The 14,379-nt window shown below is 34.3% G+C and carries 19 protein-coding genes and 1 pseudogene; 4 read left to right on the forward strand and 16 right to left on the reverse strand.

Going from position 1 to position 14,379, the window contains the following annotated elements; all coding sequences use genetic code 11:
* Window positions 1-26: 26 nt before the first annotated feature.
* The 7 genes from WKU33_RS18145 to WKU33_RS18175 all read right to left on the reverse strand — a co-directional run bounded on the left by WKU33_RS18145 (window position 27) and on the right by WKU33_RS18175 (window position 4,599).
* The gene (locus WKU33_RS18145) at window positions 27-911 is read right to left on the reverse strand and encodes an aminoglycoside 6-adenylyltransferase (protein ID WP_188857195.1); all 885 of its coding nucleotides are present in this window, start codon (window positions 909-911) and stop codon (window positions 27-29) included.
* A gap of 67 nt (window positions 912-978) precedes the next feature.
* The gene (locus WKU33_RS18150; RefSeq protein WP_156856077.1) at window positions 979-1,449 is read right to left on the reverse strand and encodes a DUF1648 domain-containing protein; all 471 of its coding nucleotides are present in this window, start codon (window positions 1,447-1,449) and stop codon (window positions 979-981) included.
* A 217-nt stretch (window positions 1,450-1,666) separates the two neighbouring features.
* Window positions 1,667-2,104 carry a GNAT family N-acetyltransferase gene (locus WKU33_RS18155; RefSeq protein ID WP_336253286.1) on the reverse strand — a complete coding sequence of 146 codons (438 nt, stop codon included), beginning with the start codon at window positions 2,102-2,104 and terminating at the stop codon, window positions 1,667-1,669.
* Between the two features lie 131 nt (window positions 2,105-2,235).
* Window positions 2,236-2,781, reverse strand: a complete 546-nt coding sequence (locus tag WKU33_RS18160) for a GNAT family N-acetyltransferase (RefSeq protein WP_156856078.1) — start codon at window positions 2,779-2,781, stop codon at window positions 2,236-2,238.
* Between the two features lie 170 nt (window positions 2,782-2,951).
* Complete coding sequence (locus WKU33_RS18165) at window positions 2,952-3,827, reverse strand: phosphotransferase family protein (protein ID WP_340455976.1); 876 nt, start codon at window positions 3,825-3,827, stop codon at window positions 2,952-2,954.
* 187 nt (window positions 3,828-4,014) lie between these two features.
* A complete protein-coding gene (locus WKU33_RS18170) occupies window positions 4,015-4,272 on the reverse strand; it encodes a hypothetical protein (RefSeq protein WP_340455978.1) in 258 nt (85 codons plus the stop codon).
* Window positions 4,273-4,452: 180 nt separating this feature from the next.
* Window positions 4,453-4,599 carry a hypothetical protein gene (locus tag WKU33_RS18175; RefSeq protein ID WP_336253284.1) on the reverse strand — a complete coding sequence of 49 codons (147 nt, stop codon included), beginning with the start codon at window positions 4,597-4,599 and terminating at the stop codon, window positions 4,453-4,455.
* 107 nt (window positions 4,600-4,706) lie between these two features.
* Here WKU33_RS18175 and WKU33_RS19150 point away from each other — a divergent pair.
* A pseudogene (locus WKU33_RS19150) lies at window positions 4,707-4,801 on the forward strand (tyrosine-type recombinase/integrase); the annotation flags it as partial.
* Window positions 4,797-4,994: a hypothetical protein gene (locus tag WKU33_RS18180; protein ID WP_340455980.1), complete on the forward strand. Its 198-nt coding sequence runs from the start codon at window positions 4,797-4,799 to the stop codon at window positions 4,992-4,994. The pseudogene WKU33_RS19150 and the gene WKU33_RS18180, both read left to right, overlap by 5 nt.
* Window positions 4,995-5,550: 556 nt before the next feature.
* Here the strand turns inward: WKU33_RS18180 and WKU33_RS18185 are convergent.
* The 3 genes from WKU33_RS18185 to WKU33_RS18195 all read right to left on the reverse strand — a co-directional run bounded on the left by WKU33_RS18185 (window position 5,551) and on the right by WKU33_RS18195 (window position 7,664).
* Complete coding sequence (locus tag WKU33_RS18185) at window positions 5,551-6,015, reverse strand: GNAT family N-acetyltransferase (protein ID WP_340455982.1); 465 nt, start codon at window positions 6,013-6,015, stop codon at window positions 5,551-5,553.
* A gap of 80 nt (window positions 6,016-6,095) precedes the next feature.
* Window positions 6,096-7,346: an MFS transporter gene (locus WKU33_RS18190; RefSeq protein ID WP_340455984.1), complete on the reverse strand. Its 1,251-nt coding sequence runs from the start codon at window positions 7,344-7,346 to the stop codon at window positions 6,096-6,098.
* Window positions 7,347-7,442: 96 nt separating this feature from the next.
* Window positions 7,443-7,664: a hypothetical protein gene (locus WKU33_RS18195; protein ID WP_336253281.1), complete on the reverse strand. Its 222-nt coding sequence runs from the start codon at window positions 7,662-7,664 to the stop codon at window positions 7,443-7,445.
* Between the two features lie 198 nt (window positions 7,665-7,862).
* On the opposite strand from WKU33_RS18195, the gene WKU33_RS18200 reads away from it, so the two are divergent.
* A complete protein-coding gene (locus tag WKU33_RS18200) occupies window positions 7,863-8,243 on the forward strand; it encodes a hypothetical protein (protein WP_340455986.1) in 381 nt (126 codons plus the stop codon).
* Between the two features lie 45 nt (window positions 8,244-8,288).
* Here WKU33_RS18200 and WKU33_RS18205 read toward each other — a convergent pair whose 3' ends face one another.
* The 6 genes from WKU33_RS18205 to WKU33_RS18230 all read right to left on the reverse strand — a co-directional run bounded on the left by WKU33_RS18205 (window position 8,289) and on the right by WKU33_RS18230 (window position 13,640).
* Entirely contained in the window at window positions 8,289-8,930 is a 642-nt protein-coding gene (locus tag WKU33_RS18205; protein ID WP_340455988.1) for an ABC transporter ATP-binding protein, read from the reverse strand.
* A 17-nt stretch (window positions 8,931-8,947) separates the two neighbouring features.
* A complete protein-coding gene (locus tag WKU33_RS18210) occupies window positions 8,948-10,465 on the reverse strand; it encodes a hypothetical protein (RefSeq protein WP_336253279.1) in 1,518 nt (505 codons plus the stop codon).
* Between the two features lie 3 nt (window positions 10,466-10,468).
* The gene (locus tag WKU33_RS18215) at window positions 10,469-11,290 is read right to left on the reverse strand and encodes an ABC transporter permease (protein ID WP_336253278.1); all 822 of its coding nucleotides are present in this window, start codon (window positions 11,288-11,290) and stop codon (window positions 10,469-10,471) included.
* 327 nt (window positions 11,291-11,617) lie between these two features.
* Window positions 11,618-12,400 (reverse strand): permease prefix domain 1-containing protein, encoded by a 783-nt coding sequence (locus WKU33_RS18220; RefSeq protein ID WP_336253277.1) that lies wholly within the window; start codon window positions 12,398-12,400, stop codon window positions 11,618-11,620.
* 11 nt (window positions 12,401-12,411) lie between these two features.
* Window positions 12,412-12,738 (reverse strand): PadR family transcriptional regulator, encoded by a 327-nt coding sequence (locus WKU33_RS18225; RefSeq protein ID WP_336253276.1) that lies wholly within the window; start codon window positions 12,736-12,738, stop codon window positions 12,412-12,414.
* A gap of 443 nt (window positions 12,739-13,181) precedes the next feature.
* Window positions 13,182-13,640, reverse strand: a complete 459-nt coding sequence (locus tag WKU33_RS18230; RefSeq protein WP_188856615.1) for a DUF2269 family protein — start codon at window positions 13,638-13,640, stop codon at window positions 13,182-13,184.
* A 167-nt stretch (window positions 13,641-13,807) separates the two neighbouring features.
* On the opposite strand from WKU33_RS18230, the gene WKU33_RS18235 reads away from it, so the two are divergent.
* Window positions 13,808-14,356: a nitroreductase family protein gene (locus WKU33_RS18235; protein ID WP_188856616.1), complete on the forward strand. Its 549-nt coding sequence runs from the start codon at window positions 13,808-13,810 to the stop codon at window positions 14,354-14,356.
* The last annotated feature ends 23 nt before the right edge of the window (window positions 14,357-14,379 follow it).

Genomic DNA, 14,379 nt, shown 5'->3' on the forward strand with positions numbered 1-14,379 from the left:
TTGTAAAATTTAAATCGTATTTCGCATTATTCAAAAATACCTTGTGCGTCAACTGGTAATTCCCTAATATGTTTAAGGAATTCCGTCATTTTCTTATCGTCATTTATTGGATATGTAAATAATAATTGTTCTGCAACATCTTTTGCTAACACTCTAAATAATTCGCAAGCTACAAAAATTGAGTTCCAAAAATTCTTATAGTTGTAGTCAGAATAGGTCTTTTTATACATTTCCCAATAGGGATCAGGGAGGTACTGTTTAAAATACTTACCCATCTTTCCCACCGAAATTTGGAAATCATATTTTATGCCAATCCACCAAGAAACCATTTCATCTAATCTATCCCTTATTACAAACTCAAACATTTGTTTTGCATATGGCAACTCATCACGCCATATTCCTTTTCCTACGTTCTGCAGACACCACCAAAAGTCATTACAACAACTCATAAAGAGAGGTTCTGATGGCTTCTTTACCCAATAATCCTTATCTATAGGTTTTGGAATATCAGGGAGGATGCTGTCTTTATCCAATAAAGGAATCGTAAGTTTTTCCTTTGTATAGTTCTCAATCATAGCTTCTTTTGTCTCAATATGTAAGTCGATTCGATTACCATCTGTAAAAAGCATTAAATATCCATAAGACTTTTCAAATTCAACATCTAGCCCTATACATTTATCGTTTTCATCGGGTTTTTGAATCATAATTAAATCCCCAAAAATATCGATCCATTTCTCATTTTTTATGAATGAAGCTGTTTCTGTAACTACGTAAACAATATCATAATCCTGGAAGATATCCTTTGGGGCTTTAGGATTGGTTCTTGATCCATTCATATAAACGGCTCGGATGCGTTCGTCTTTTTGAGCTGTATCTATTATTAGGTCAAACATTTCTTTTTCAGTTCTCATGTGTTATTCCCTCCTATAGAACCTCCATAAACTTACATAATAATGTCCAACACCTCAATTAACTTCTTCAGTACTTCAACAAAAATGCCCAGAACAAAAGATAAAAAGGTGCTATAAGGCAAATCGCTAAAAGAAAGAGTGAAACTGCAAAAGGAAAGGCAGACTCAAGTCCTGCTGCATTTCTTAACAACGCTTCGTTAGCCATAACAAAGGCTATAAAGCCCAGGTTTTGAATAAGCAACATCACTTTTCCAACTCTGGCAAACTGGATTTCTTTATTCGCTTCCGTTAAATTAACATAGTTCATTTTTTCCGGGTTTTTGACTAATAAGCCAATGAGGAACCAAATGAGGATGCTTAAAACTGGCATTACGAATAAAATGTATTTGGAACCCCAATTATCTGGAGTCTTACCAGTGAAATGGATGGCGTTCTGACTTGGGATATCTGACCAGAGATAAAATAAATTGAATATATGATAACCGAAAAGTAAAATGGAGATGGTGGAAAGGGTTATTTTAAAACGCTTGTTTCTCATTTTACTTTTACCCCGTTTTAGACATTTTCCTAGGCTCTATCAACCCAATCTTCGCACTGACAAACTTCACAAAAATTGCTGCCTGAATTTCTCCTCCAGTATACAAAAAATCCAATATTTAATAATCTTTGTTACAGTGCGGTTTTGAGTTTAGGCGAAATAATAAAAAATATATTATTTCTTATTGAAGTAACCATCCATTAGTGCAAATCCATATCTATAAGGGGAAAGTCATGGTGACTGTTCTAAGGTTAAAGCCCAATTTCTCATAAAGTTTAATGGCTTGATTACCCGCAAATGCACTTAGACGAACCTCAGGGTATCCATTTTCTCTTAGTTCATCAATAGCAGTTCTCAATAATTGTTTAGAAACTCCACTTCTTCTAAATTCTTCCAAAACAAATAACTCATAAATAAAACCATTCATCTTATCAGTAAATTGGTCTCTACTTTCCCCTATAAGGATCCAACCCATTAGTTTACCTTCTTCAATTGCTATTAAATAATAGCTTCCTTTTTCCAATAATGGTTCAATAAGACTTTTAATTTTTTCATTTGTGGGTCTTACTTCACCTAATGTGCCATCGAATAAGGCCTGCGGAGATAGTTGAATAATCTTTTCAAGTTCAGAACCATTTGGTCTTCTAATATCCATTCTAAAGTATTTCACTCCCTTTAATCCGATTTCGGTTAAATTTATTCCTTTTTTAACAAACATGCCCTATTGAATATATTCGACAAAAAAGGTGCTTCTCCTTTTTCAGGATTGCACCCGTTAGTGAATTTTCACTTCCACTCTTCCGCCAAAATCCCGTAAATTATTTGATCTTCATAATGGTCATTTAACCATTCTGTTTTTCTTATTCTACCTTCTTCAATAAAACCAAATTTTTCGGGTATAGCTCTGCTTCGCTCATTTCCAGCAGCTATATAAACTTCAATCCGATTGAGTGAAAGTTCTTTGAATCCATAATCTATCACCGTTTTGTAGGCCCTAGATATTACGCCCTTGCCTTGAAAGCCCCTACCTAGCCAATAACCTAATTCCCCTACATTATTAAATTTATCAACTTCATTAAATCCAATCGTACCTGCTATTCTTCCTTTATATATAATTGCAAACCACTTAGGATATCCACCGTTCTCCACTAATCCTTCGATTCTTTGTTTTAAGCTCTCATTTGTATCGTTTTGACTTTCGACAGCTTCTACCCAAGTGATCCATTGTTTTAAATGTTGCTTTGAGTCAACTATTAAATGATAATACTCCTCTGCATCATCCTCCGTAAACATTCTCAAAGAAACATCATTATCAATCTTATATTCAAACATATTTTCTCCTCCTGCAATTGCTTTTATAAATTTCTCTATTCACTGATAGTATTAGCAGAAAATCACAGCAACTATTTGTTAAATATCACTAAGAACAACTTCTCTGTTGTTAAACAATCCTGTCCTGTTAATACGATAACCAAACCATGCACCAGATAGCTTACAGGAATCTATCTAAAATCTTTAATTCCACTTTCAAATGCCTCTTTATCGTCATTCTCAATCCCGTGCAATGCTTCTTGCAAAGGAAACGTACGCTTATAGAATTTAACCCGTTCTGATAGCTGGTCACCATTGGGATAAAGACTTATACACATATCAAAAAAATCTTGGCCATAGCTGGAGAGTATTCCTGCAAAATCATAAGCTGGGTCTCCTAAACCAGAACCACCAAAATCTATTATCCCCGAAATTCTACTTGTTTCCGGATTCCATAAGATATTAGATGCACCAAAATCTCCGTGTATCATTGTTATATTTAGTTTTGAGAGCGCTTCCGCTTTTAGGAACGCTTCAAAGGAGTATGTTATTTCTTCTTGAGCGTCTTTTTTAATATAAGGGAATAGCTTTTTTTGAATCCTATCATACAAGTTATACATTTCTATACGAGGATTACGAACCTTTAGTTTCAAATCTCGACTTACTTTTTCTTCTGAAATCGCATGTAATTCTATAAGAAAAGAAACAAGTTGATTTGCTACTCCTTTAACCAATTCATAATTCTTAATACCTTTTAAACTTTCCTTCCACAAAGGAACACCATCTATTAGATTATAACCAGTAAAGACCTTACCTGGTTCTAACCCTTCAAAGGAATGATAAATTGGATTCGGAATAGGGGTCGAGATGATATCTTTAATGTAATTCAAAATTTCCGTCTCTTTTTTTAATTGAAGGATTCCATTTTTGTATTTCGGAAATCTAAAAACCAAAGATTCGTTTACAATGAACACGTCGTTATTTTGGCCAATTTCATTAAGATAAAACTGTTCAATTGGGAGGTTAGGATAAACCTTTTGAATGTGTTCAATAAAGCTATTCTTCATGCAGCCCCACCCTTTTAGTCACTTTTTATTTTTAAATTGCAAAAACTCTTGTTGAATGAAGCTACCCCATTTGTTAGAAAAGACAATAGTACTCAAACAATTAAAGCATTTTCTAATTTTAAGCTTCGTCCTTGAAAAATAACTGTAACCTCTATAAATGGTAATTTTGATATTTCCTTTATCTTAATCATATTTTTCTAAGTCCAGTCCATTTTTTCTCAAGTATATCGAGATCCTCTCTAGATGTATGAAAGAAGTATAGTTCCCGATTAGGCTTTTGCTTGTGTAATTCATTGTGGAGACGGAATGCGTCCATTGAGTCGTCAAAAGTATCTATTACGGCTATGTCATCTACTATGCGATAATTACTATCTGAGTGAGCTTCGATTGCTTCAAATACAACCCATTTATCAGGATATGCTTTTCGAACTTCTTCCCATAACATATATACTCCCCCTCGTATGAAATAGAAATTTCTTATTATCATTTTATCAAAAATTTTTTCATTCACATCAATTTCTTTATTAAAGATAAGCACCTGTTAATTGAATCTAAGTTAGATTAAAAAACTAAATATTCTTCTTTCTAAAGAAATTAGAAAGAAGGAGTAGAATTATCCCTGTTATCATTGATGGTGAGGAAATGGATAGAATTCTTCTGGAATATCTTCTGCCAACACACCTATCCACTCATTAAACATAAATCCAAGCATAAATAATAGAAAACCTAACCAACCAATTACCTTCCCAAACTTAGTATGGTTTTTCATCATATTTAAACATCATCCCATTTCAACTAAATAATAATCAATATTTTATAATTAGCTATCCTGCCCCATTAGCACAATAACTTAGCTTAATTCTAACATTGAGTACCGTTCGATTCATCAAGCGGATTTCCAAACGTGCAGGAATAAATAAGACCATCCTCACCAACTAAGGCATAGTTATGCAACACACCTGTTGAATAATGGTGACCAATGTAATTGCTAAAGTTCTTTATTATACAGGAATTATAATAGCTGTACTTGGAGTTATACTAGGTTTTGTTTTTGGTCAATTTGAGTACGCAGGTAATCATTCTGGTATTTTATGGGCTGTAGTTTTTGATTGGGCTTTTAGAGGGGTTATACCTGGATTATTTTTAAGCGTTATCCGAAGCTCTTAAACTTTTGGAAAACATCAAGAATTTACTAAAAGGAAATTAGTCATAAAATAGATTCAGAATAGACCGAAACATTCACCTTGTGATGTAAATAATTATTATTGAACAATCCTACACAATTACTACAAAACACCCAGACCTTTTTTATCTTTATCCTTGTACCAAATATCCTGCTGCCTTAAACAATTAAACCACCTGCTCTCTCCAGTCTCAATCGTTTGTTGAACAAAACCTAAACAATTTTCTACCTGTATTTTACCATAAGAACACTTTATGCTTCTTGCACTAAAATGCCCTATACTTCAACAAAAGAGTGCGATCTCCTTCTTGAAGAAACGCACCTGTTTGTTTAAGTCATACTTTCACATAAAGTGAAACTTCAGTAGGGTTTCCTTACCTTTCTTTACCTCCTCCACTGAATGTTAGTTGAACAGAGTCAGGGATTTACGGACTGTATATTCCCCACCTCAACATGCTGGGCTTCCCTCCTGCTTAGAGGCGGGGTATTACAGACCGCTAATGCGTGATAAATTGTAACCATTATAAAACTACCCTTTACTCATAAATACCCTCTCATTCTGATCACCTTCCCACCAACTTCAGAACCCGTTTCCTCCATTCCTACTTTGCGATAAAATCTAATTGCACCGGTATTTGTTGGAGAAACCCTTAGATGGTATTCATTAACTTTATTTTTTTCAAAAAACTGTAGTGCGTATTGATATAACTTTTCCCCTATGCCATGCCCACGTTTTTCAGGTATTAAATAATACAAATGTATATATCCTATATTTTTGCCTTCGTATTCACGAATCGATAGTTCAAGCTGTCCGATATATTCTTTGTCTTCTTCAATTAGAACAAAGCCCTCTGGAAATTCAGCTATTTTTTCTTCCAGCCATCTTAAATAGTCCGTTGCAATAAAGTTTGAGGCATCACCGAAGCTTACTCTAAATGAATCTTTTCGAAATTCAACTACTTCTTTATGGTGTTTTTTTATATCAATTCCGATGAATTTTAGCACGGCTATTCCCCCCTAACCAATCCAAATATCAAGATTAAAATTACTACTCTAATTGCCATTCCAGAACAAATCCTTAATCTTTATTTCACTTCCAAATTCGACTCCCCGTCATCCTCCCGATAAAACCCTTGCTTGTCAGGTTTCAATACAGAAACGGAAAAAATTATCGATGCAACTAACATCACGAGAGCCAATGTAACAATGGTCATTCGTAAGGAAACAAGATCTGCCACAACACCAATTGCTAAAATAAATATTACTTGGATCGCACTTTGAATAAGCTGATAAATACTTGTAACTCTGCCCATCACCTCGATCGAAACGTTATTTTGATAAAAGGTCATGATTCCTGCATTAAGGAAAACATTGAAGAACCCTAAGATGACAAAGCCAACAATTATGGAAGCGAACGACCAGGAAAATGCATAAATCACGTAACCGACCGTCCACATAATCAATCCGATTACAATCATATGGCGCAATGACATTTTATTAGAAAAAATCGTTAAAAGCATTGCCCCTACGAGCGATCCAATGCCTGTAATACTAATCAATAAACTATATTCCAATTCCGAAAGACCGATGACCTGCTGCGTAAAAACAACCTCCTGAGCATCCATCGCAAAGGAAAAGATCATAATGATAATGGATCCAAGATAAATAAAAGTTACATACTTATTTTCCCTCATGAACTTTTGCACAACCGTAAAGTCACGGACGACTTGGGAAATAGTTAATGCGGGGATAGCTTCTTTATCAATCTCTTCTTTTTCCGGTAAGAGTAATAATAAGATTGCTGCGAGGATAAAAGATATTGCATTTATCCACAAGGTAGCTTCAACCGAGGTGGATAAGATCAATGCCCCTCCAATGGCCGGCCCGATAATAAAAGCTCCAGAATCGACAAATGACCGAACAGAGTTAAAGCGCTTCCTTTTTTCTGTCGGGATAAGAATAGCAACATACGTCATGGATGCAGGATTATAGAAAGCTTTCCCGACACTTAAAATTACGAGAATGCCATAAATTACTACCATGTTTGGAGCATATGGGATTAAACAGATGAACAATCCCCGCAAAATAAACGTGGCTCCCATTACTTTTCTCTTACTCCGGTAATCAATGAAACTTCCTGTCCAAAACTTCGTAACGATATTTGTTAAGGGGCTGATGATCCAGAGACCAGCTACTGCCGCTGCGGAACCAGTGAGCTGGTACACCATGATGTTTATCGCAACAAGATGGATAAAGTCTCCGATATTTGATATTCCGATTGTTATTAGTAGCAGTGCAGGATGTTTCCAGCTTTTTGGATTTTTTATAATGCACACCGCCTTATAGTTAAAAATGCTTCTTCAAACCAAACATTATATTCTGAATATATGAGGTAACTCTTTTGAATTACCCCGTTTACTATTGGCTTCCTCTTATTTTTCCATAAAACTCTTTACGCAAATGGATGACAAGCTCTTTATTCCTAGTTGGTAAACCATCGTTCCCTCCTTTGTATAAGACTCTTTGTTTGCAAACTCATCTTGAATTGGGCGAGTTGAAGCCACCTCATGAATGATTTTCTTGTCACCTTCATAGTGATAATCCAAAATAGAAACTAAAAGAAACTGACTAGAAAATAACTGTTCGAGACTCAAATAGCAGCATGAGTTGCTCTCTTCTACCAATTGTGGTAATAAATTTTTTAAGACTAAGACTATATTTCTATCATATTACTGTAATTATTCTTTCAATTCTATTATATTTCTGATATAGTGTGTTTAACATCACGAACTTACTATCATGAATTTACTGTATCATGTATCAGTGATTAAAAAGTAAGGAGGTGATTTGAAATGAAGAAAAAACTTGCAACAATCGCCTTAGCTGTCGGTTTACTTGCTGTTGCTGGGTTTGCAGAAGCCGGAACTGCTTACACTAACTATAATACAACAGTCGGTAAATTTAATGGAAGTGGTTACACAAGCTATCAAACTAAGGCATCTTCGGGAAAATATGGTAATCTAAGATCCACTTCGGTAGGAGGTTCTTATACGGTTGATGCTAGGATGCAAGCAAGCTCTGGCACAGGGGCATGGGTTAGAAGCGTAAATTCTAATCAAGTCCGAAATCTACCAAACTCTGTTTCAAAAGGAAATAGAGCCCGCGTTCAATTTAGTAATGATCTAACAACTCCGGTAAACGTTCAGGTAACTGGTAGTTGGAGAAGTAATTAATAATATTAGAGAGAGTGTATGTAACGGTACACTCTCTTATTTTATTTAACGATCAAGTGACTCCAGTTTATGATTATTGATTCGAAATACATGGTCACAAAGAAGATTTATGTCTTCCTTATTATGACTTGTGATTAAAATAGTCCGCCCTTCTTCTTTGTAAGAAAGGAGTAAATTACGAATTCGTTCTACACTTTCAGCATCTAAGGCATTAAATGCTTCATCCAAAATAAGGACTTTTTGATCCTCCATAATAGATTGGGCAATTGCAAGTTTTTGCTTCATGCCCAGGGAATAATTTTTAACCTTTTGTTTTGCCTGCGGTTCTAACCCAACAATTTTCATTGTTTCTGATATTTTATCATCATTTATCTTCCCCCTAATTAATGCCAACTCTTTCAGGTTTTGAAATCCTGTCTTGTTAGCAATATATCCTGGACGATCAATAATAATACCAAAGTTTTCAGGGAACCTTTTACTTTTACCCATTTCCAGTCCATCAACTAATATTTTGCCGCTATCCGGAAAGACGAAACCACATATCATTTTAAATAAAACAGATTTACCGGATCCATTTGGGCCGACAAAACCGTAAATTTTCCCTTGCTCAATACTTAAATCAATATTATCAAAAAGAGTTAATCCTTTGTACGACTTACTTACATTCCTCAATGAGATAACAGACATGCTTTCACACCTTCCAATTATATTTTTAAACTCCCTCTGAAAAGAAAATGAATGACACAAAGTAAAATTAAATTCATTAAAAGAAGGATAGATGTTAAATAGTACGGTGAATAATTTAATAAGTAACTCATACCGTTTAAGCCTACTGGAATAATAGCATGTGTATTAATGCCGGGAAGCATTAACACCATAAATACGCTAATTAAAATCAACCCATGTATTGATTCTTTACTTATCCAGGAAACAATAAAAATTGCTAATACATAAAACCCAACTTGTAAAAAACCATTAACAAAAAAGTGATACATAACCTCAAACATTGGATTTGTAAATATCGTTGTATAGAAATTAGCTTTCACATCAAATAAAGCTGCTATAATAAGAGAAAGGCCCATTAATAATAATAGAAAAGCTACAATATTTATTAATAATTTCCTCATCCAACTCCAGAACCACTTGTGTAAACTCTGATACCTTATAATCTTGTAATATCCTAGTTGACCAATCTCATTACTTAAAAATAATTGTATTAAGTATATAAACCCAAAGAAAATAATTGTATAAGTAAAGAAAGAAAGGTAAGAAAAGCTTTCAGCACTTACACCAATAAAGGATACTATCCAAACATCCCATACGGTTGTATCAACTGAACTAGATGTAATATTTGCCGATGAGATAATTCCTATAATACAAAGAAACAAATAAATAGCTCTTGGAAAGTATGGTCTTATTAATTGTATATATTTTTTCTTGTTTATATCTATAAAAAAGTGTAAAAATAAAAATAAAACTGCACCAATTATGCCGACAACAATATAATTTATAGTTAGAGAATTAAAGTTATTAATCCCTTGTGTAATTGACAAATAACTAGTTGGAGATAAGAATAATAATTCTTCTGGAATTAATTTAAATCCTATGATACATCCCAGAAAAACACCTATACTAATTAAAAGAATAAAATTTTTGCTTTTAGTAATCACATAAATGGTTGCCAAAATCACATGTAACAAAGAGATAGCAATAAGTATTAAAGTGATTTGTGATGCAAAAGCTGTCACCGGGCTTGTAAAATAATGTGCTAAATCAGAAATGGGATTCGTTATATGATTAGTTCGACTAAGTTGACTCCAATTTCCGGAAAGTGGGAATCCGATCGTCATAAACAACGAAATAAATATCCATAAAAGAAAGAGTGGGGAACTCCTCACCCAAAACTGCTTTATAGAGTTGAATACCCATTGTCTATAAGACCCCAAACGAATTAATATTTGATAATCGAAATCTTTTAAGATGGATTTAAACGAAATAAAAAGCGTTATAGGAATTAAAAAGTATACGATAAGATACATATCAGTAAGTAACCGAAGGGTAAAATCCCAATTATTAAAAGTTTTATTCAATTCGACTGCTGTTACAGCAATATCCCGCTTTAATAAAACGCTATAAAAGTAAAATACTACTCCTGCTGCAATCCATCTAATATTAATTACATCCCCTAGATAATCTTTGAAACGATAGCTACCTAGATTCATACCTTATACCACCCAGTCTTTCCGTTTTTTTAATACGAATGCATAAATCCCTAATAAAATAATTAGCAAAAAGCAGAATGGAACCATTATAGTCCAAAAAGGCTGCTCCTCTATATTAAAAGGGAAAATCGTACTTAATGGAGAAAATTGAGCAATATTCAACACACCTGTAATAAAATTGAATACGTGATAATAAACAAAAGGTGCAGATAAGGCAACAAAAGGATTTTCTAGCACAAGTAACAGCATGAAAGCGATTGTAGAGTATACAATTGCATTAATAGAAACCCACAAAGCATAAGTAAAGCAATAAACAAAATCACCATACGATAAAAGGCTTGAAAAAGTAAAAGTGGGAATAAATGCGTTTTCATCTATAGGCGTGTAATAAATGATACCTAGATGTGGCTCTACATAGACAACAAAAATGAAGGTAAAGAAAATAAGCGAAAAAATTACCACACCTGTTAAAAAAGCATTTATTATACCTTTGCTAAGTATATAAGTGTTCAAGGGTATTCGCGATTGTGTGTACAAAATAAAATTGTTTCTTTGCTCATGTAAGAAGGATGGCAAATAAATAATAATAGCCAGAGCTGGAAACAGCAATGGAACAAATGCTGATACTGTTTCCTGAAACACTTCAATCGGCTTGTAAAATTGATATCCTTCACTTATTACATAAAACCTTACTGCTGGTAATATAACTATTATAGACAACCAAATCAACAAGTTTCTAAAAGTTAAGGATCTTTTCATTTCAACTAATAACTGATTTTTTAGCATTTCGGCACCTACTTTGATATGGTTTTGAATGATTTTCAATTATCTTAACGGCTTCTTCATAATTTATATTCAATATCTTTAACTCGTTAAAAAATTATCCAGGGCAGTCTGAATTAATTCTGAACGCATTTTTTTAATTTGAGAAGGGCTAATTTTAATATAACTGGGCTTATTATTATCGGTGGCAATTATATTTTGCTTTTCTAATTCAGTGAGTGCCTTTTGAATCGTATTCAGATTAACCTTAAGCAGAGAAGCTAACTTTCATCTAGATGGCAGTCTTTTACCGGTATTATATACCCCATTTATTATCTGGGCTTTTATGTGATGGACAATTTGAACATATACTGGTTCAAAAGTGTCGATTTAATACTCATATGTCTCTTCCATGGGTATCTTTTTTCGCTGCTTTTTTAACAAAAACAACAAATATCCTAAAGCATTTAATAATACCAATAATGTTATCCAAAGTATTGTTAAATGATCTGTGTGATATAATTGGATTAAGCCCCATAAAGTAAATAAAATATAATAAGCTGTAAAGCCAACAATAAATAAAAGAAAGCCAATTGTTCTCACATCAACAACTTCTAATGATATAAGAGTGTGTTCCATGCCATAAAATGCTTCTCTTTTAAAGAGTGAGGGCACCCACTGATTTTTCCCCCTATAAGTAAGATCAGGACTACCGATTCTTGATTGTTCTGTATTATATAAATATGCATTTATAATAGAAGGCTCTTCAGTAAACGATTGTTCAAAGTTCTTGCCATTTAGTTGTGTTAAGTTTTTTTCAATCCCATATCCAATTTCGGCGAAATGCTCATCATGAACATTTCCTATATATAATAAAATAATGAAACTAGAACCGCCAATCAAGAGGCTTATTAAACCTATTGTAAGTAACCATTTAGCAAATGTTTTTTGGCGTATTTTCATAAGTGAAATTAATTTTTCAGCTTGTTCAAATCCACCATAACGTTCAACCGCAATTTCAAAAGCCTCATTTTCTGAATATCCTTCACACTTTATTTCCTTTATCGAATCATACAAGTGCGTCCGAGTTTCTTCTTTCAATTCTATTGTTTCTGGATGATTCGGATTTGCGTTTTTGTACAGCTTTTCTACGTATTCATCAACTTTTGTCATATTATCCCCCTTTACTTCAAAAAAGTGTCGATGTTCTTTTTTATAAATTCCCACTCACTAACTTTTTGTTCTAATTCATTTTTACCCTTATCGGTGATTTGATAATATTTCCTTCGCCCACCGGAACCTTGTTCATTTCCCCAATAAGAAGTCACCAACTTTTGTTTCTCTATCCGCTTTAAAGCTAAATATAAAGTGCCTTCCTTTAATTCAAAAGCCCCAGCACTTTCAATACGAACTTTTTTTACTATTTCATAACCATACATATCACGTTTACTTATGAGTGAAAGAACAAGCATATCAATATGCCCTTTAAGCAATTCTTTGCTAATTTCCAAATATGCACCTCCTAAGAAGGCTAAGGTTTTCCGGATAATAATCTTATAAAGATTGTATCACAAATACTCTATAATGCAAGGTATTATTTTCACTTCTAAAATAATAGTACGACATCCATTTTAGTTTTGAATAATCTAGATGCCTTTTAAGCGTTTACAAAAATGCACATTTACAAACAGCCAATAATCATCACTTTCGCTGAGATTATGAGTACGTAAAAACACTTCCAAAGACTCTGCTAATTTTCATATGTTTTCGCGAAAAAATTTTAGTATAATAAACTGAACTTTCACAGAGTAATTAACAAGCTAATATTAAAGTCAATCGAGGTCTTGAAATGCTCATTACACTCATTCCCTTTTAAGAAAGGGTATCATATTCATTGGTCGGAGATAGCTATTTTCAAATACTTCCCACAATAGGAAGAGCCGTTTTTTATTTCCTAAAACGGCTTTAAAATCATCAACGCTATAATGATAAGGAAAATCACATTAATAATCCGTTCATAAAAGAATAATTCCTTCGATAAATCGTAATACACCTGAGGGATCTCGTCTCCCTCTACATCGACAAACAATTGCTTGATCGGCTTCGAACGTGGACTGAGCACGACCGGTCCCATCACAAGCGCAACAAGGAAGAGTACGAGACTAACAATATACCAGCCTTGTCTGAACCAAAACGGATTCAGAGCGCCCATCCATAATCCGGTGACAAGTAGTAACGTTCCGCCTACCATTGTAAATATATGTAACGAATTTCTTACTTTAAAAGAATGCCTTAACTCCGTCATCGTAGCTGGTTTCGATAGCGTGACGACAGCAGTCATTACCATGCCCGGCCCCATCCCGAGAATAGCTGAGAAAATATGTATAAACACTAGTGCGTCGTAAAGCGTCATTTATGTAGCCTCCAATTCTTTTACCTACCTTCTATTTTATCTGCATTTCTAGGAAAAGTCAGTGATGAACCTCACAAACTATTTGATTTCCATGTGAATTGCTTTATCATTCATCCTGAACTACAATCAATGAGAGAATATATTAAACAAATAGGGGACCTGAAAAAATGGAGAAGACATATTTAGCGAATATTATTCGGGAGCGAAGGGCGATTAAGAAAGGGTATAACGATAAAACGGTCACAGAAGAAATCGTGCGGGAATTATTGCAGGATGCGCGCTGGGCACCGACTCATGGGATGCGCGAACCGTGGCGCTTTATTTTCGTTGGAGAGGAAGAGCTGCCGGTATTTGCAAAGCGAGTAGCAGCAACATATCCAGAAGCAAGACAGGAGAACCGGGAGAACTATTTGAACGAACCGAATGCAATATTAGTCGCTGTGATGGATGTTCCGGAAATGGAAAAACAGTGGGATGAAAACTTCGGAGCGATTGCAACGCTGATTCAAAACTTCTGGCTGCTCGCTTGGGAGAAACAGCTTGGCGTCGTTTGGAAAACAAATCCGCATATATACGATCCGAAAGTAAAAGAGATTCTTGATGTTAAAGATAATGAAAAAATTGTCGGCTTTATCCACCTCGGGTACTTTGACGAAAAACCAACACCAAAAGAACGAACACCACTCGAAGAAAAATTCACCCGCTTCAAAGCGTAAATGAAACTGGGACATGGGGTCAG

It is taken from the genome of Oceanobacillus sp. HCA-5259, assembly GCF_037892815.1.
Lineage (GTDB): Bacteria > Bacillota > Bacilli > Bacillales > Amphibacillaceae > Oceanobacillus > Oceanobacillus indicireducens.